The organism is Pseudomonas sp. AC193 (genome assembly GCF_979258075.1).
Genome location: NZ_OZ409832.1, coordinates 621,750 through 639,389 on the forward strand (window position 1 = coordinate 621,750; position 17,640 = coordinate 639,389).

Annotated in this window: 15 protein-coding genes and 1 pseudogene; 5 read left to right on the plus strand and 11 right to left on the minus strand. The window is 59.3% G+C overall.

Annotated elements, in window-relative coordinates; all coding sequences use genetic code 11:
- Positions 1 to 86: 86 nt before the first annotated feature.
- Positions 87 to 1,610 (minus strand): fumarate hydratase, encoded by a 1,524-nt coding sequence (locus ACZZ0D_RS02935; protein WP_122589657.1) that lies wholly within the window; start codon positions 1,608 to 1,610, stop codon positions 87 to 89.
- 553 nt (positions 1,611 to 2,163) lie between these two features.
- Here ACZZ0D_RS02935 and ACZZ0D_RS02940 point away from each other — a divergent pair.
- The 3 genes and pseudogenes from ACZZ0D_RS02940 (at position 2,164) to ACZZ0D_RS02950 (ending at position 5,278) form a co-directional block, all read left to right on the plus strand.
- Positions 2,164 to 3,271: pseudogene (locus ACZZ0D_RS02940) on the plus strand (GGDEF domain-containing protein).
- Positions 3,264 to 4,199, plus strand: a complete 936-nt coding sequence (locus tag ACZZ0D_RS02945; RefSeq protein WP_463552425.1) for an iron-sulfur-binding ferredoxin reductase — start codon at positions 3,264 to 3,266, stop codon at positions 4,197 to 4,199. The pseudogene ACZZ0D_RS02940 and the gene ACZZ0D_RS02945 overlap by 8 nt, the downstream one beginning before the upstream one ends.
- A 329-nt stretch (positions 4,200 to 4,528) precedes the next feature.
- Positions 4,529 to 5,278, plus strand: a complete 750-nt coding sequence (locus tag ACZZ0D_RS02950) for an enoyl-CoA hydratase-related protein (RefSeq protein ID WP_463552426.1) — start codon at positions 4,529 to 4,531, stop codon at positions 5,276 to 5,278.
- A gap of 114 nt (positions 5,279 to 5,392) precedes the next feature.
- Here the strand turns inward: ACZZ0D_RS02950 and ACZZ0D_RS02955 are convergent, their stop codons facing one another.
- Together ACZZ0D_RS02955 and pyk are read right to left on the minus strand one after the other, a co-directional pair.
- On the minus strand, positions 5,393 to 6,652 hold the full coding sequence (locus ACZZ0D_RS02955) for an NHL repeat-containing protein (protein WP_463552427.1): 1,260 nt from the start codon (positions 6,650 to 6,652) through the stop codon (positions 5,393 to 5,395).
- 187 nt (positions 6,653 to 6,839) lie between these two features.
- A complete protein-coding gene (gene pyk / locus ACZZ0D_RS02960; protein WP_008080434.1) occupies positions 6,840 to 8,291 on the minus strand; it encodes a pyruvate kinase in 1,452 nt (483 codons plus the stop codon).
- 197 nt (positions 8,292 to 8,488) lie between these two features.
- Between pyk and ACZZ0D_RS02965 the strand changes: the two genes are divergently transcribed.
- Both ACZZ0D_RS02965 and ACZZ0D_RS02970 read left to right on the plus strand, forming a co-directional pair.
- Entirely contained in the window at positions 8,489 to 8,875 is a 387-nt protein-coding gene (locus tag ACZZ0D_RS02965) for a tetratricopeptide repeat protein (RefSeq protein WP_053123257.1), read from the plus strand.
- A gap of 230 nt (positions 8,876 to 9,105) precedes the next feature.
- Positions 9,106 to 9,465, plus strand: a complete 360-nt coding sequence (locus tag ACZZ0D_RS02970; protein WP_053123255.1) for a PilZ domain-containing protein — start codon at positions 9,106 to 9,108, stop codon at positions 9,463 to 9,465.
- A gap of 70 nt (positions 9,466 to 9,535) precedes the next feature.
- On the opposite strand, the gene ACZZ0D_RS02975 is transcribed toward ACZZ0D_RS02970, so the two are convergent.
- The 8 genes from ACZZ0D_RS02975 to ACZZ0D_RS03010 form a co-directional block, all read right to left on the minus strand.
- Positions 9,536 to 9,913 (minus strand): DUF6124 family protein, encoded by a 378-nt coding sequence (locus ACZZ0D_RS02975; protein ID WP_053123253.1) that lies wholly within the window; start codon positions 9,911 to 9,913, stop codon positions 9,536 to 9,538.
- A 496-nt stretch (positions 9,914 to 10,409) separates the two neighbouring features.
- A complete protein-coding gene (locus ACZZ0D_RS02980) occupies positions 10,410 to 10,619 on the minus strand; it encodes a hypothetical protein (protein WP_053123251.1) in 210 nt (69 codons plus the stop codon).
- 143 nt (positions 10,620 to 10,762) lie between these two features.
- A complete protein-coding gene (locus tag ACZZ0D_RS02985) occupies positions 10,763 to 12,094 on the minus strand; it encodes a DUF58 domain-containing protein (RefSeq protein ID WP_463552428.1) in 1,332 nt (443 codons plus the stop codon).
- Positions 12,095 to 12,203: 109 nt separating this feature from the next.
- Positions 12,204 to 13,205 (minus strand): AAA family ATPase, encoded by a 1,002-nt coding sequence (locus ACZZ0D_RS02990; RefSeq protein ID WP_053123333.1) that lies wholly within the window; start codon positions 13,203 to 13,205, stop codon positions 12,204 to 12,206.
- Positions 13,202 to 14,365 carry a DUF4350 domain-containing protein gene (locus ACZZ0D_RS02995; RefSeq protein WP_463552429.1) on the minus strand — a complete coding sequence of 388 codons (1,164 nt, stop codon included), beginning with the start codon at positions 14,363 to 14,365 and terminating at the stop codon, positions 13,202 to 13,204. Before ACZZ0D_RS02995 ends, ACZZ0D_RS02990 begins: the two co-directional genes overlap by 4 nt.
- The gene (locus ACZZ0D_RS03000; protein ID WP_463552430.1) at positions 14,362 to 15,909 is read right to left on the minus strand and encodes a DUF4129 domain-containing protein; all 1,548 of its coding nucleotides are present in this window, start codon (positions 15,907 to 15,909) and stop codon (positions 14,362 to 14,364) included. Before ACZZ0D_RS03000 ends, ACZZ0D_RS02995 begins: the two co-directional genes overlap by 4 nt.
- On the minus strand, positions 15,896 to 16,873 hold the full coding sequence (locus tag ACZZ0D_RS03005) for a stage II sporulation protein M (RefSeq protein WP_463552431.1): 978 nt from the start codon (positions 16,871 to 16,873) through the stop codon (positions 15,896 to 15,898). The genes ACZZ0D_RS03000 and ACZZ0D_RS03005 overlap by 14 nt, the downstream gene beginning before the upstream one ends.
- A complete protein-coding gene (locus ACZZ0D_RS03010) occupies positions 16,870 to 17,595 on the minus strand; it encodes an RDD family protein (RefSeq protein WP_463552432.1) in 726 nt (241 codons plus the stop codon). The genes ACZZ0D_RS03005 and ACZZ0D_RS03010 overlap by 4 nt, the downstream gene beginning before the upstream one ends.
- Positions 17,596 to 17,640: the final 45 nt, after the last annotated feature.

Consider the following 17,640-nt stretch of genomic DNA (forward strand, 5'->3'; position numbering starts at 1 on the left):
CGGGGTTTTTATCGCGATGGTCACGCCCACAAAAAAGGCCGGTTCATCCTCGCAGATGAATCGGCCTTTTTCGGTGCTGCAAAAACTTACTGCACTTCTACCGCCAGGCTTTCGCTGATCTTCTGTTGCCAGATCGCTGGGCCGGTGATGTGTACCGACTCACCTTTGCTGTCCACCGCAACGGTGACCGGCATGTCTTTGACTTCGAACTCGTAGATCGCTTCCATGCCCAGTTCGGCGAATGCCAGCACTTTCGACTTCTTGATCGCCTGAGCCACCAGGTAAGCAGCGCCGCCGACAGCCATCAGGTACACGGCTTTGTTGTCCTTGATCGCTTCGATTGCGGTCGGGCCGCGCTCGGATTTGCCGATCATGCCCAACAGGCCGGTTTGCTCAAGGATCTGACGGGTGAACTTGTCCATCCGCGTCGCGGTGGTCGGGCCAGCCGGGCCAACCACTTCGTCACCGACCGGATCAACCGGGCCAACGTAGTAGATGAAGCGACCTTTGAGGTCGACCGGAAGGGTTTCACCCTTGTTGAGCATCTCGACCATGCGCTTGTGCGCGGCGTCGCGACCGGTGAGCATTTTGCCGTTGAGCAGGACGGTTTCGCCCGGCTTCCAGCTCTGCACGTCTTCCGGGGTCAGGGTGTCGAGGTTGACGCGACGAGCCGACGGGCCGGCTTCCCAGACGATTTCCGGGTAGGCGTCCAGCGGTGGCGCTTCCAGCGAGGCCGGGCCTGTACCGTCGAGCACGAAGTGTGCGTGACGGGTGGCGGCGCAGTTCGGGATCATGCACACCGGCAGCGAGGCTGCGTGGGTCGGGTAGTCCATGATTTTCACGTCGAGCACGGTGGTCAGGCCACCGAGGCCCTGGGCGCCGATGCCCAACTGGTTGACCTTCTCGAACAGTTCCAGACGCATTTCTTCGATGCGGTTCTGCGGGCCACGGGCTTTGAGCTCGTGGATGTCGATGGATTCCATCAACACTTCTTTGGCCATCACCGCAGCTTTCTCGGCGGTGCCGCCGATGCCAATACCGAGCATGCCCGGTGGGCACCAGCCGGCGCCCATGGTCGGAACGGTCTTGAGCACCCAGTCAACGATCGAGTCGGACGGGTTGAGCATGGCCATTTTCGACTTGTTCTCGGAACCGCCGCCCTTGGCCGCCACGTCCACTTCCACGGTGTTGCCCGGGACGATGGAGTAGTGAATCACGGCCGGGGTGTTGTCTTTGGTGTTTTTACGAGCGCCCGCCGGGTCGGCGAGGATCGAGGCACGCAGGACGTTTTCCGGCAGGTTGTAGGCGCGACGTACGCCTTCGTTGATCATGTCGTCCAGGCCCATGGTGGCGCCATCCCAACGCACGTCCATGCCGACGCGCACGAACACGGTGACGATACCGGTGTCCTGGCAGATCGGGCGATGGCCGGTGGCGCACATGCGCGAGTTGATCAGGATCTGCGCCATCGAGTCACGCGCCGCTGGCGATTCTTCGCGCAGGTAGGCTTCGTGCATCGCCTGGATGAAATCCACGGGGTGGTAGTAGGAAATGAATTGCAGGGCGTCGGCAACGCTCTGAATCAGGTCGTCTTGCTTGATCACGGTCATGAGTCGCGCTCCTCTAAAAGACGGGAACATTCTATGGGGCAGCTACAAGCTTCAAGCTATCAGCGGCAAGTTGGAGCAGTACGCGGACTGCTTGAGCTTGCGGCTTGAAGCTTGCAACTTGAAGCTGGCCCTTGGGGCCGGGCACGCCGGGGCTGCTGGCGCGACGCTAAAAAGGCGCGGCAGTATACCGCGCATCAAAGGGGCATACACGCGCCGGCAGTCATTCGTTGGTCGCATACCGCACACTGACTGCCACCACCATACCCCTGTGGCGAGGGGATTTATCCCCGTTGGGCTGCGCAGCAGTCGCTAAACCTGAACACTTGATTTAACTGGAACACCGCAGGGGGCCGCTTCGCAACCCAACGGGGATAAATCCCCTCGCCACAGGGGACCTCGCCGGGACGTAGATACGAGGCAGGCAGGTCATCCATTTGACGTCAATTTTCGGGCCCGAAAATCGGTGGTCATTTATCGACTACGCCTCTAAAGTGGCAGCCGGTCTGTAGAGTAGGACACTCAGTCAGCCTCCTATCGCACGGTGAGTCAACGATTGACCCATAACGCCATACAACGTCTTTTGCTCAAACGTTTTGCCCTTGCTGCAGCCACCTATGGATTGGCTCTGCTGCTACTGTGGCTGGCGTTTTTTACCGGGCATTACCAACAATCCCTCAATACTGTGGCCGTCGGCAGCGCCCTCGTGGTGATCAGTCAGGCAACCCTGTTCGTGTTGTTCTGGGCCCGGGCGCAATCAGCGCTTCGACGATCCGAGCATGACCGAAGTGCAGGTGCTGCTCGGCCTCGGCTGGCAAACCTGGCTGATCGCCCATCTGGATGAGGCGCGTGGCGCCTTTCTGGTTTTTTACGTGCTGATCCTGCTGTTCGGGCTGTTCCATCTCAGTCGACGCGCGTTCATTCGAACGGCGCTGCTGGTGTTCTTCAGTTTCTGCGCCATCACCTTGTGGGACGGTTACAACTTCCGCTTGGCCGAGCCCGCATTGGCCGCGTTGCAAGTGTGCATTCTGGCGATGGTGCTGGCGTGGCTGGTGCTCTACGCACGCTTCGTTCAGGTCTCGCGACAACGCCAGCGTCAGCGCCGGTTTGCCTTGCAGGCGCACCAAGACACCCTGCGCGGGATGATGCGGCAGCTGGAAGATCTGGTCGCCACCGATGAGCTGACCGGGTTGTTCAACCGCCGTCACTTCCTGCGTCTGGCCTCGCGCGAGCTGAATGAAATGGACGAAGACGTGGCGCACGGCCTGGCGCTGATCGACCTCGATCACTTCAAACGTATCAACGACATGCACGGCCATGCCGCCGGCGATCAAGTGTTGCAGGCGTTCGCCGGCGTTGCTCAAGCGTGCTTGCGCGACGGTGATGTGCTGGCGCGCTACGGGGGTGAAGAGTTCGTGGTGTTGCTGCCCAACTGCGATGCCGAACAGTTGACCGCGTGCTGCGAACGTCTGCGCGTTGCGTTCGCCGATGTCGAACTGGTGGGCCTGAATGTGCGCAACCTGAGTCTTTCGGTCGGTATGACTTTGTTGGAAATGGGCGATGATCTGGACGACGCGTTGCATCGCGCCGATCAGGCACTCTATCGGGCCAAGCGCGACGGGCGTAATCGCTGTGCGGCGGCGTGGGAGAACGTCGATGCCTGAACTTCGCGTCGGTGAACGGCAGTGGTCGGTGGCGCCGGGCACTAATCTGCTCGACGCCCTCAACCAGAATGGCGTTGCCGTGCCGTACAGCTGCCGCGCCGGCAGTTGCCATGCGTGTCTGGTGCAATGCGTGCAAGGCTTGCCTGCTGACAGTCGCCCGGATGCCTTGAGTGCCGAACAGCGGCAAGAAGGCTGGAGACTGGCCTGCCAATGTCAGGTGACCGAAGACTTGCAGGTGCACACCTTTGACCCGATTGCCGACGGTCGCCCGGCCGTGGTCGAAGCGCTGGACTGGCTCAGCGACAGCGTGCTGCGTCTGCGCCTGACTCCGCAACGTCCATTGCGCTACAGCGCCGGGCAGCATCTGGTGCTGTGGATCAATCACATCGCCCGACCGTATTCGCTGGCGAGCTTGCCGGAAGAAGATCGTTTTCTCGAATTCCACCTTGATTGCCGCCAGCCCGGCGAATTCAGCGACGCAGCCCGGCGTTTGCAGATTGGCGATGCGATCCGCCTCGGCGAACTGCGCGGCGGCGCTTTGCATTACGACGCCGACTGGCATGACCGGCCACTGTGGCTGCTCGCGGCAGGCACTGGTTTAGGCCCGCTGTTCGGCGTGCTGCGTGAAGCGTTGCGCCAGGATCACCAAGGCGCAATCCGTGTCATTCACCTGGCCCATGACGATCGCGAACACTACCTGGCCAAACCCCTTGCGGCGCTTGCTGCCCAGCGTGAAAACCTCAGTGTCGAACTGTGGACGGCGGCCGAGTCAGCCGCCGCTTTGGCGCAACTGCGCCTTGTCTCCAGACAAACCCTGGCTTTAGTCTGCGGCTCGACGGCCAGTGTCGACGCCTTCGCCCGGCGTCTGTACCTGGCCGGACTGCCGCGCAATCAACTGCTGGCCGATGTGTTCCTGTCCCGCGGTTGAGCGCTAATGCTTATCGGGTTTCATAGGTTCTTTGTGGCCAAGTCTTTATGGTCAGAGGATTTTTTGTGGCAAGGGGATTTAAGTGGCGAGGGGATTTATGTGGCAATGGGATTTTGTGGCCTGGGGATTATGTGGCGAGGGGATTTATCCCCGCTGGGCTGCGCAGCGGCCCCAAAATCTTGTGAGCGCTGCGCACTCAAACGGGGATAAATCCCCTCGCCACAAAAATCCCCTCACCACAAAAGCCCCCTTGGCCACAAAAGCCCCCTAGCCACAGAAGGCACTATCCCGCTTGAACTTCGTGAGCCCGACTATCGCCGAGACCCACCATGACCGAAGCCATCCTGCTGGAACGTGAACGCGGTTTGCTCACCCTGCGCCTCAACCGCCCGGACAAAAAAAACGCCCTCACTCGCGCGATGTACAGCCGCCTCGCCGAGGCCCTGAAGCGTGCCGACAGCGACCCCGAAATCAACGCCGTGCTGATCACCGGCAGCGCCGAGTGCTTCACCGCCGGCAACGACATCGCCGACTTCATCCAGCAACCACCCAGCGACCTCGACAGCCCGGTGTTTCACTTCATGCTAAACCTGCTCGAATGCCGCAAACCGGTCATCGCCGCAGTGGCCGGCGCGGCGGTGGGCATCGGCACCACGCTATTGCTGCATTGCGATCTGGTCTACGTGGCCCGCGATGCACGGTTGCGCATGCCATTCGTCAACCTCGGTTTGTGTCCGGAGTTCGGTTCCAGCCTGATCCTCCCGCGCTTGCTCGGCCAAGCCAAAGCATCGGAGTTGCTGTTGCTGGGCGAAGGCTTCACCGGTGAACAGGCGGCGCAATGGGGCATTGCCACTGAAGCTTTGGACAATGGCGATGCGGCGTTGAGCAAAGCGCGGGAAATGGCGCTACGTTTCGATGATTTGCCGGCAGAAGCGGTACGCATCAGCAAGCAACTGATGAAGGCGCCGGATCGTGAGTTGATCCGCAAAGTGATCGAGGAGGAGGGCGTGTTATTTACCCAGCGCCTGAAGTCGCCGGAAGCATTGGCGGCGTTGACCGGGTTTATCAAACGGCATTGATTTTTGGGTGGCCGGATTGGCCCCATCGCGAGCAGGCTCACTCCTACAGTGGGGATGCGCTCCCCTGTGGGAGCGGGCTTGCTCGCGAATGCGTCGCCACCGTCAACACATCAATCAGCCCACATAGCGACTCACAGCCGATCGCATGGCTTTTTTGCCAGCGATCAAAACCTGCCGGAGATCCCCGGTCGTAACGCTGTTTGTGTAATTCAAAATACCCTCAGTCGGTGTCTCGGTGAGCCCATCGATACCGAACGTCGAATCCATTTTGCCTTGGGCGGTGATACGACCCGCCAGCGCCAGACCCCGAGTATTCAACTCACCCGCGACGACGATGGTCTGTTCACTGTCGAGTTCGGCACTGTTCAACTGCAGGCTGACAAATGGCCGCTCGATGATAAGCGCCTGACCGGCATTGAAGTCCGGGTCGGGATGACCGTTCGGTGAAAGCCTGTTCACATAGCCTTTTACCGTTGACCCGGTGGTGGTAAACGAGCCGGTTACAGCAGGTTTATCATCCGGTTGCAGGAGCAGCGAATTGAGTCTCAAGATCCCGCCAGTCAGGTTGAACAGGGTAAAACCATTTGTTCCATACAACGGATTGATCGTTCCCGTCGCATCGAAATCAGCCACAAATCCTCGATTGCCGGAATTGCCGGCGACCAGAAAATGGCCGTTATCCCGGATGATCAATCCGACGGAGGCGGTACTTTGCTGTTCGATCTGAAAGAAGGCATAACCGGTGTTATTGAACAGTGTGTCCAGATGGCCGTTTGGCGTCAGCTGAATCAATAACCCTTGATTGTTATACGGCCAGAGGCCACGGCTGTTGAAGGCGAGCAACAGCTTGTGACTGGCAGGAATAATCGCGCCAGCAAGGGCGGCTTCACCGATGTCCCCTGAGTCGATATCGGACGAGTGAAGACCGGTCGGTAAAGGCTCTCTGAAAACAAATACACCGTTTTTTCCAAACAGTAGATCGATGGTTCCCTCGCCATTGAATCGTGCGACTGCCGGGTAGTTTTGGGTCGCCGGGCTGCCATCCTGAAGGTATCCAGTCACCAAGAGTTTATCGGCACTCAGTTCACGGATGCCGGTGGGAATCGAAGTGCCCGCGGTTCCCAAAAATCCCCAGCGCGAGTAACCGTCAAGCCCGAAGGAAGTGTCGAGTGCGCCATTCTTGTTCAAGCGAAACAGTTTGAAGTCGCTGCCGTCTCGCAGCACGCCGACAATCTTGCCCTGTTGCAAGCCAGGACTTTTCAGCACGGTGATGGCTTTCACCTCGCTGCCTTCAAGCACGGTCACGCCGTCGAGACCAAAAGTCCTGTCCAGATCGCCTGCACGGCGGGCCGGTTGCGTCGTATTGATCAACATCCTGTCGCTCCAACTCTGATCGAGTACCCATGGCGGGTGATCGAGGAAAGCCATTCAATCGGAGAAGTCGAGCAGTGCCTACTGTCAGAAATTACAGGTCATATAATTTGCCCGACGCGTATTGACCAGAAAACAAAAAGCCCCGCCATTCACATGGCGGGGCTTTCGTTTTTCAACAACCGGTCAATCAGACCTGTGGGTCGCCCACGTGCAGGATCTTCATGCCGTTAGTGCCGCCGGTGGTGTGGTAGCTGTCGCCCTTGGTCAGGATGACCCAGTCGCCTTTTTCCACAACGCCGCGTTTAACCAGCTCGTCGATCGCCTTCTGGCTGACTTCGTGCGGTTCCAGCGAAGCCGGATCGAACGGTACGGTGTACACGCCACGGAACATGGCGGCGCGCGCCTGAGTTTCGCGGTGCGGCGAGAACGCGTAGATCGGCACCGAGGAACGGATGCGCGACATGATCAGCGGGGTGTAGCCACTTTCGGTCAGCGCGATGATCGCTTTAACGCCCGGGAAGTGGTTGGCGGTGTACATGGTCGCCAGTGCGATGCTTTCGTCGCAACGGGTGAATTCCTTGCCGATGCGGTGGCTGGAAGTCTTGCCGGTCGGGTGCTTTTCAGCGCCGACGCAGATGCGCGCCATCGCTTGAACCGCTTCCAGCGGATACAGACCTGCAGCGGATTCAGCAGACAACATCACGGCGTCGGTGTAGTCGAGCACGGCGTTGGCCACGTCGGACACTTCGGCGCGAGTCGGCATCGGGTTCTGGATCATCGACTCCATCATCTGGGTCGCGACGATCACAGCCTTGTTGTGGCGGCGTGCGTGCAGAATGATTTTCTTCTGAATGCCCACCAGCTCGGCGTCGCCGATTTCCACACCGAGGTCACCGCGGGCAACCATCACCGCATCGGAAGCCTTGATCAGGCCGTCGAGGGTTTCGTCGTCTGCGACGGCTTCAGCACGTTCGATCTTCGCCACCAGCCAAGCGGTGCCGCCGGCTTCGTCGCGCAGTTGACGGGCGTATTCCATGTCGGCAGCGTCACGCGGGAAGGATACCGCGAGGTAGTCGACTTCCATTTCAGCGGCGAGCTTGATGTCGGCCTTGTCTTTTTCAGTCAGGGCCGGAGCGGTCAGGCCGCCACCGCGACGGTTGATACCTTTGTGGTCGGACAGCGGGCCGCCGATGGTCACGGTGCAATGCAATGCGTCGTCAGTTTGGGTATCAACGCGCATGACCACACGACCGTCGTCGAGCAGCAGCTCGTCGCCTACGCCGCAGTCTTTAACCAGATCCGGGTAGTCGATGCCGACCACTTGCTGGTTGCCTTCGGTCAGAGGATGGCTGGTGGAGAAAGTGAACTTGTCACCGATCTTCAGCTCGATCTTCTTGTTGGCGAATTTGGCGATACGGATTTTCGGGCCTTGCAGGTCACCCAGCAGGGCGACGAAGCGGCCGTGCTTGGCGGCAATGTCACGCACCAGTTTCGCGCGAGCCTTGTGCTCGTCGGGGGTGCCGTGGGAGAAGTTCAGACGGGCAACGTCCAGGCCAGCCAGAATCAGCTGTTCGAGAACTTCCGGCGAGTTACTGGCCGGGCCAAGGGTAGCGACGATTTTGGTACGACGGACGGACATGCAAAGACTCCTGAGTTCAAGCGCAAGCGAAGGCTACTATGCTCTTGGGGTGTAGTCATTGTTCGAATGCACTACTTTTTGTGAAGGGCTTTGTTAATAGTTTCTTTATTGAACGCCATGAACGCGACAATCGGCACAAACCGTTCTGAAGATTTTCGACGCAAGGTCGATACAGAGCACAAGACAGGAGAACCCCCATGCGATTGTTGCCCATTGCCGCCCTTGCCCTCAGCGTCCTCGCCGTCACGGGCTGCACCCGTTGGTCGATGAACCACCATTTAAACAACGCCTACAGCGCCTACGATCGTGGCAATTGCGAGCAGGTCATGCTCGAACTGTCCAAGGTCGAACGCGCCAGCCGTGCCCGCCCGTACGTGTGGCCGGAAGTGTCGATGATGCGCGGTCAGTGCCTGGAACGGCAAAGTATGTTTGTCGATGCCGCGCAGACCTATCAGTTCATCATCGCCTCGTACCCCAACAGCGAATACGCCTACCGTGCCCGCGCCCGTTTGGAGACCCTACAAAGCCTGGGTCATTACCCAACGCGCAGCGCCGCAGCCGTGGTACGTCCAACGCGTTTCTGATGACAGTTGTCATACAAAATCTGGCCGTGCGCACAGGCTGAGCTATAGTCGAATGATCCGGATTTAGAGCGCTGTCTCTGATCCGGGGCAACACCTGCGACTGGCAAGTGGTCAAGTGACGGCGACGTAGCGACCGTCACACCGGAAGCGGGGAGAGCGGGCCTGCCGAACAGGTTCGTTCCGAAGCAAAGGTGCGGCTCTGTGACGGAGCCCTGCATGGCGAACTGCGCATGTTTACCGACCGCCGGATTGAACGGCACCAACTGCCGTACTTCTTGAGAGTGTTCAACAGCGTCACCGACAAACCGATTGGCTTTCTCGGCAACGTTTCAGAAGACGGGCTGATGCTTATCAGCCAGTTACCGATGATGATCGGAGTTGATTTCGCGCTACGTCTGAAAATCCCCATGGGTGATGGTTGCCACCAGGTCATCGACTTTTCGGCGTGCTGTTTGTGGTGTCACGAGGATGCAACCCCGCAACATTACGATGCTGGTTTCAGTTTGCACCGACCGCCTGCCGAGTATGGGCAACTGGTGCGAGCGTTGAAGCAGTACTTCAGTTTTCAGCCGTTGCCGGCGTCTGCCTGATAATGGGGAAATTCAGCCTGCGGTAGCTCAGGGCAGTGCGCATAAATGTGGCTGCCGCAGACTGCAAATTCTAAGTTTTATTAGCAATCGCTCGTTCACTATCCAATGTTTTTTCAGCTAGCAACAATCCCATCTCGCTCAATTGATATATTGCCATTGCCAAATGGCGGGGCTTATCTTCCAAACTGTCCGCTAGATCCAGCAAAAGAATACTCACAGACGAAAACGTTTCATAGGTCTGGATAGCGATAGCTTCGGAATTGATTTCTGGAGAAACCATAAACATTTGCATACCTCGGTCTACGGAGTTACGGGAAGGTATATCAGGTTTTAAATAGTGGTCTAAAGCGCGTTCAGCTGCTTCGTGGAGTTTTCTTGAGTCTTGTGAAGCATACGGGGAAGTATCAGTAGGATCTATTTCAGGTGGATTTGGTGTAATTTTAAACATTGCCTTGTTTCCTTGTTTGATGACACCACACGCTTCGCGACTAAGGGAAGGGTGGCGGCTATGCGCAGGTTAGTCGACCGGTGGAAACAAGGCTTTTCCGGCGCGCCCTAGGGCGCCCTGCACATAGCCACCATCAAGTGCGGGTATGAAAACCCTACGAGATGATGTGATGCACCTTGTTAATCCACCGGGCGACTAAACCCGATCGCTGGTCGTCAGCGACATGCATCAATTTAATGGGCGGCACCTAGCGTGTAAGTCAGTCAGTTCTGATGGGAGTGTAGGGAACGGCGCCAAGCGTTGTAGTCCGAATCCCCCGGCAAGACATGCTCCGAATCATGGAGAGCTATGCTTTTTTAAATCAGTTCGGAAGTTTTAGGGAGGGTGCCAAGTAGCTGTATAGCTACTTGGTATTAAATTATTAGTGGCAGGTCTTGTTTGGGTGTGACTTGAGTGATTTTAAAAACCTTTCATGCTTCTGTTGCAATAAGCGTTGTCATTTTTTTACTCTGAGTTTGGCGAAGCCCTGTTTAATGTAGCCGGCATTTTCACCAATTATACTCAGTGCACCTCGGATGTTTTCACCAACCTCATTTAAACCCTCCTTCTCTGCGTGCAGCGTCAATTCCATGATGGCGGCCTCTAGACCCAATTGATTCTGATACATCCTTTCCAATAAATCAGACAGCGAATATTCATCTGGCATTGGTTCGACTCCGTTCGAGAAAAGACAAGCATAGCAACGGTTTTCGGGTGCAGCGCTTTGAAAATTGTTTACGTCTTTCTATTGAACAGGCTGTAGATCGGATCAGTAGTCCGTTGAAAATGCTGCGTGGGAATAAACCACCTTCAAAACGTACCAGCCTTCTTCCAGCTCAAGTAACGCGTCACCAACTCAGTCCCTAACGACTGTGGCCGCACATCCAGCGTATGAACGCCATGTGCGGTCAACCTTTCATGGCATTCATTGCGCGCATTCAGATAGTCCACGGTGCCGCAATAGGTCAACGCTTCATCCAGTGTCTGAACGGTGCTCTGCGGCACTTGATCAAGTACGCCTTCACGCAGGCTCGCCACCAACACTCGATGCTGCTGGCTCAAGCGTTTGACGGCGGTGAGCAGTTCCTCGTCGTCGTCATCGCGCAGGTTGGTGACCAGTATCACCAGCGCCCGACGCTTTTGCCGCGACAGCAGTTGGCTGACGGCCGCTTGAAAGTCCGCCGTGCGCTGAGTGCTTTGCAGGTCGTAGACACTGTTGAGAACGATATTGAGCTGACCCGCACCTTTAACCGGTGCGAGGTAATGCGGGTGGGCATTGGCCAAGGTACACAAACCCACCGCATCGCCCTGACGCAGGGCCACGTAGCTCAGCAGTAAACAAGCATTCAGCGCATGGTCGAAGTGCGAGAGTTCGTCGTCCTGGCTACGCATGCGGCGGCCACAATCGAGCATGAAGATGATCTGCTGATCGCGTTCGTCCTGATATTCACGGGCAATCGGTGTGCGCTGGCGGGCGGTGGCTTTCCAGTCGATCTGGCGCAGGCTGTCGCCTTCGCGAAATTCGCGCAGTTGATGAAATTCCAGACCCTGACCACGGCGCTGCTTTTGCCGCACGCCGAGCTGACTGAGCCAGTTGTCCACGGCCAGCAGTTCACCGCCGTAGAGGCGGGCGAAGTCCGGGTAGACGCGGGTGTGATCGGTGACGTCGAGCAGGCGTTTGCCTGTCCATAAACCCAGCGGGCTGGGCAGGTTGATTTCGCAGCGTTCAAAGCTGAAATGACCGCGCTGGAGGGGGCGCAGGCGGTAGCCGACTTGGCTGATTTTGCCGGGCTGCAGTTCGACGCTGAGCGGCAGGTTTTCGAAGCTCAGGCCTTCCGGGACATGATCGAAGATGTGCAGGTGCAGTGGCTCGCTGAAGGGGTGTTCAACGTCCAGGCGGATTTCGCTCCAGCGACCAAGTGCGAGGCTGCCGGGCATGTGCCGTTTGACGCGGATGGCGGGCAGGCGTTTGAGGCGCAGGGCATCGATGGCGGCCAGGGCCAGCAGGGCGAGGAGTAAGCCCCAGGTGATCGCCGGCAGGCTGGGCGGGAGGGCGATTTGCAGTGCCTGCAAGGTGCCCAGGGCGATGCCGATGGCCATGAGCAGTGTTAGCCAGATTAGTAAGAGTTTTGATGGTTTCATGGCTTGGCACCGGGCTGTCTGTTGCAAAAATCGCAGCCTTCGACGGCTCCTGCATGAGTGATGTGTAGGAGCTGCCGGAGGCTGCGATCTTTTCTGCCCAAAACGGATTTCACAGGCGCGGCGCCGGGATCTGGTCGAGCAGTTGCTGCAATACCTGATCGACTTGCAGGCCTTCGATGTCCAGTTCCGGGGCGATGCGTACGCGGTGGCGCAGCACGGCCAACGCGCAGCCTTTGATGTCGTCGGGGATGACGAATTCGCCGCCGCGTAACAGGGCGCGGGCGCGGGCGCAGCGCACCAGGGCAATCGAGGCGCGAGGCCCGGCGCCGAGGGTCAGCCCCGGCCAGCTGCGCGTGCTGCGCGCCAGTCGTACGGCGTAATCGAGGACTTGATCGTCCAGCGGCAAATCACTGGCAATACGTTGCAGCGCTTGCACGTCTTTGGCTTGCAGCACGGTGCGCAACGGTTGCACATCAAGCATGTCGGCGCGGGTCGAGCGACTGACCTGACGCACCATGTTCAACTCCTGATCGGCGTCGGGGTAATCCATGCGCACCTTGAGCATGAAGCGGTCGAGTTCGGCTTCGGGCAGCGGGTAAGTGCCTTCCTGTTCAATCGGGTTTTGCGTGGCCAGCACCATGAACGGCTGAGCGATGGGCAGGGCGCGGCCTTCGAGGGTGACTTGCCTTTCTTGCATCGCTTCGAGCAGCGCCGCCTGGGTTTTTGCCGGGGCGCGGTTGATCTCGTCGGCCAGGAGCAAATTGGTGAACAGCGGGCCTTTGCGCAATTTGAACTGCTCGGTTTGCAGGTCATAGACGGCATGACCGGTGACGTCGCTGGGCATCAGATCCGGGGTGAACTGGATACGCGCGAACTCGCCACCGAAGCAGCGCGCCAATGCCCGTACCAGCAAGGTTTTACCCAGCCCCGGCACACCTTCAAGCAGCACGTGGCCACCGGCGATCAGCGCGGTCAGCACGTCGTCGATTACCTGATTCTGGCCAATCAAAGCTTTTTGCAATTCGCTGCGAACCGCTTGCGCCAGTTGGCTGGCGCGCTGGCGTTGCTGGGCGGCGTGGCTGGCGCTGCCGGGCTCGGTCTGTTCACTCATAGCGTGTTCCTCAAGGTTTGCAGGTGGGCGACCTGACGGCAGAACTCGGCGCTGGACAAACGCTGGTTCGGAACCGGGCTCAGGGCTTGGCTGATGGCGCGGGTGGGCTGACGGGTCAGGCGTGACAGTGCCAGCCATTGTTCGGCAACGTTCAATCGATCAAAACCGGGATGGCGACGGCGCGCGCGACGCAACACGTCTTGTTGCAAGGCTTGCAGCAGCGCTTGCTGACCGTTGTGGCGCAGCAGGAAATCCGCGCTGGCACGCAGGTGTTCCTGCAACTGTCGACGGCCAATGGGCGCCGGTGCCTGAAGCGGGCCGTGGCGCACACCGACATGCCACAACCACAGGCCGATCAAGGCGAGCAGGGCGACGATGGCCTGCGGGAAGTAGCGCCAGAGCAAGGTCAGCAAGCCGTCGTGTTCGCTGTTGTAGATCAGCGTGACGTCGGTGTCGGCGCTCAAGTACCAGAGCAGCCAGGCATTGTCGTATTGCGCGATGGTCTGGCTTTTCCACAGCTCGGCGTCAGTGACCACGGTGATCGAGCCGAGGCTGTAAGGCAGTTGCATCATGTGCGTGGCTTTGCCGCTGTTGGCCCAGGCTTGCGCGAGGTTTTTCGGGTCGTCGAGGTGGAAGTCCGTGTCGAACCCGGCATAGGCCGGCGCGTCTTCATCCTCCACATACAGCTTGGTCAATTTCGGGAAGGGGTCTTGCTCAAGGTCTTTGGGCGGATCCTTGAGATCCTTGCTCAGGGATTGATGCAGTTGCACGCGATCGAGCAGCAGGTCGTTGCTCTGTTTGGTCTGTTCGTCCCATAACGATTCAGCGACAAACACCAGTCGCCCGCCGGCCCGCGTCCAGTTCAACACTTGTTCGACCTGACGTGGGGTCATGCGTGAACGGTCGTTGAACAGCAGCAGCGTGTGTCGGCGTGGGTCGATATCCGGCAGTACGGAAAGGCTTTCGGCATGACTGACTTTGAGGCCGCGCTCACGCAAAAACATTTCCGCCGCCAGATACGGATTGGCTTGGGCAGCAGGGGACGGGCCGTGATCGACTTCTTCCTGATACGGCTTGGCCTTGAGAAACAGAAACACGCTCAATGCGATCAGCAGTGCGACGAGCACTGCGCCGACCCACCACAGGGTACGGCGATTCAACGGGCAGCTCCGTGGCCAAACAAGGCGCGCCAGCCGTCGCACAATTCCTGTTGCAGATGCGCTGCCGGGACTCGATGTCCGTAGGCCATGTTCTGCCAGTGCACAGTGAGGTTGCGACTGAAGGCGAGCAACTCCGGTCGCTGCAGTTGTTCTACGCGCGCCAGCACCTGATTTTCGGTGTCGGCAGGTTTCAGCGTCAGATCGAAGTCGTGCAGCAGATGGCTGAGCAGACCGCGATAGAGCAAGCTCAACGCCGCTCGCGGTTGGCTGAGCCAGAGTTGTTCGGCGCTGGCGGCGATGTCGTCGGGCAAGGTGTCGCGGTTCAAATCCAGACCGAACGCTTGCTGCGGCACCGCTCGTTTTGGCAGCGCTGGCAGTTTCGGCCGGCGACTGACGAAGGCCCGGAGAAACTCGCGGTAATGCCAGATCAGCCAACCGATCAAGGCAATCAGCACACCCCACAACAGCACCTCGATCAGCTTGGCCAGCCCATTGAAGTGTCGACCGTCGAGCCAGCCCAGCAAGGTTTTAAGCCACTGCGGTGCTTCGCCGGGTTTTGCGTCTTTGGCCGGCGTTGCCGGGTCGTCGCCAAAACGGTAGCGGGTGACCGATTCCTTGTTCTTGAACGGTGGTTGTTCGAGCAAGGCCTTGATGCTGTCGTGGGAGGCCTGACTGGTCAGCGGCTGATTTAACAAGCGCGGTGCATCCGGACGGGTGTCGGGTTCAGCCGCCCAGACCGAGGGCACATTCGGCAGCACCAGACAGATCGCCAGCAGCAGACCAAGCACGCCGTTGTTCAGGCGTTGGCGCAAACGCCGGAACACCAGTTCGATGTCCCACGCTTCCAGTTGCGTGCGGCGGTTCAGATAGAGGCTGAATCCGCAGGCGACGTAGATCGGTTCCCAGACCACCAGCACCAGCGCGTAAAAGGCGTTGGTCAGGTGTTCGAGCCAGCGCCAGTCATGATCGGCCGAGAGAATCAGCGACTGCCAGTCCCAATCGGTTTCGACCTGCTGCGGCAGCAACAGATAGAACAGCACCATCAAGCCGATCCACAGCGCAGTCTCCAGATGCACGCCAATGATGGTCAGCCATTGCGCCGCGCCTGCGTTGCGCTGCAACAGCACTTGCAGGCGTTGTTGGCGAGCGTTGCCGTCGAGGCCTTCGAGTTGCACCACCGGCAGCAGAAAGCTGCGGCTGAAGCTCAAGCGGCGCCAGGTCAGGCTGGCCAGCAGTTGTGGTTTGAGCAGACGCGGCCATTCGCGCAGCGCTTGTTTGAGGGTGGGCGTTTCGCCGAACAGCGCTTTGGACAGGATGTACAACGGCAGGCGTTCGTACGCCGGTTTCAGCCACCAGAATATAAACACGGCCAGCGTCGGCGAATCCCAAAACACCAGGCTGAGCAGGGCGAACAGCGGCAAGGTGACGATGGCCCAACTGGTCATCAGCAAGCGTCGATGTTGCTGACACATGAGCACGCCCAGATCCATGGCTTCCCAGGTCGTACGCGGGCGGATCACCACGGTGGCGTCACTCAGGCGCATGGCGTGTCCTTCCGGCGAACAGCAGATAGCACGCGACCAACGTCCAGAGTCCGGCGCCGACCAGGTATTTGGTCAGCGGCGCGACACTGGTTTTCGATGACCAATAGGCTTCGATAAACGCCGCGATCAGCAGGAACAACATCACCCCGCAGACCAGCAACACGCTTTTGCGCGCTGCTCGTTTCAGGGCTTCGGCGCGGGTCAGGCGCCCGGGCGCGATCAACGCCCAGCCGAGTTCCAGACCGGCCGCGCCGGCGAGAGCAATCGCCGTCAGTTCGAAAGCGCCATGGGCGATGACGAACGACCAGAAGGTCTGGCCGAAACCGATCTCGGTCAGATGCCCGGCCACCGCGCCGATGACCAGGCCGTTGTAGAACAGAAAGAATGCGCTGCCCACGCCCATCAACAATCCGCTGGCGAAGGTCTGAAAGGCGATGCCGATGTTGTGCATCACGTAGTAGCCGAACATCACCCAGTCTTCACTGGCCGCGCGTTCGGCGGGGCGCCCGAGGTGGCCGGCGACCGGGTCGTACATGCCTTGCATCTCGCGCACTTGATCGGCGGGAATCAGGTTGTAAACGAGGTCGGGAAACACATACACCAACACCCCGACGCCGATCAGGCTGCCGAAAAACAGCAGCGCGGCGACCAGCACAAAAGGCCATTCGGCGCGCACCAATCGCGGGAAATCGGCAAGGATAAAACTGAGCAGGTTGGCGCCGAGGCGGCTGCGATGACGGTACAACTGTTGATGGCCGCGCAGCACTTGCTGCTGCAACGAGTCGATCAGGAAACTGCTGTAGCCGCGTTCCTGTGCCAACGCCAGATGCTGGCAGAGTCGGCGATAGGTTCTCGGAAATCCGGCAATTTGCGAGGTGTCCTTGCCGCGTTCAAGGCGTTCGAGGGCCAGCGCAAAACGCTCCCATTCGGCCATGTGGCGACTTTCGAAAAGGCTCTGCTTCATGTCGGGCCCAACAAGCCGCGCGCGATGCCATTGAGTTCGGCAACGGCTTTGGGCGCGGAGATATTCAGCGGCTGGGCGAGCAGGGCGGCCAGTTCATTGACCCGCGCCGGTGACAGTTCGCCTTGGCGTTCGGCAAAACCGAGCACTGCACGTTGTTCGCTGAGCGTCAGCGGCACGGGCGAGCGCCGGGGTTCGGCGTCAGGCAATTGCGGGCGCGTCAGCGGGCGTTCGCTGTAAACCACCAGCGTGCCGGCAGCGATGTCGCCGAGGCGTTTGAAGGTCGGGTGTTGCAGGCAACTGAGGCTGCCGAGGAAGTAGCCGAACGGCAGCAGATCAACGAAGCGCAGCAGATTGCGCAACAACGAGGCTGACCAGCCAACCGGCGTGCCGTCATCGTGTACCACGCGCAGGCCCATCCACTGTTTGCCCGGCGAGCGTCCCTGTCGCAGCACTTCGAACAGCACCATGTACCACCAACTGATCGCAAACAGCAGCAGCGAACCGAGGCCCATGCCGAGCTTGCCGAGGAACGCCAACGCGATAAACAGCACGCCCATGATCACACCGCGAATGCCCAGATCGATGGCGAACGCCACGGCCCGCACCATCAACCCGGCAGGGCGCAGGGGCAGGTCGATGCCTTCCGGCGTTTCGACCTGATGCCGCGTATCCAGCGGCGGGGCCAGCGGTGCTTTCCTTGGCGGTGCTGTGGGCTCGAGCATGGGCTACCTGATGTCGCCTGTTCTGAGTGCAAGTGCGTCCGATGC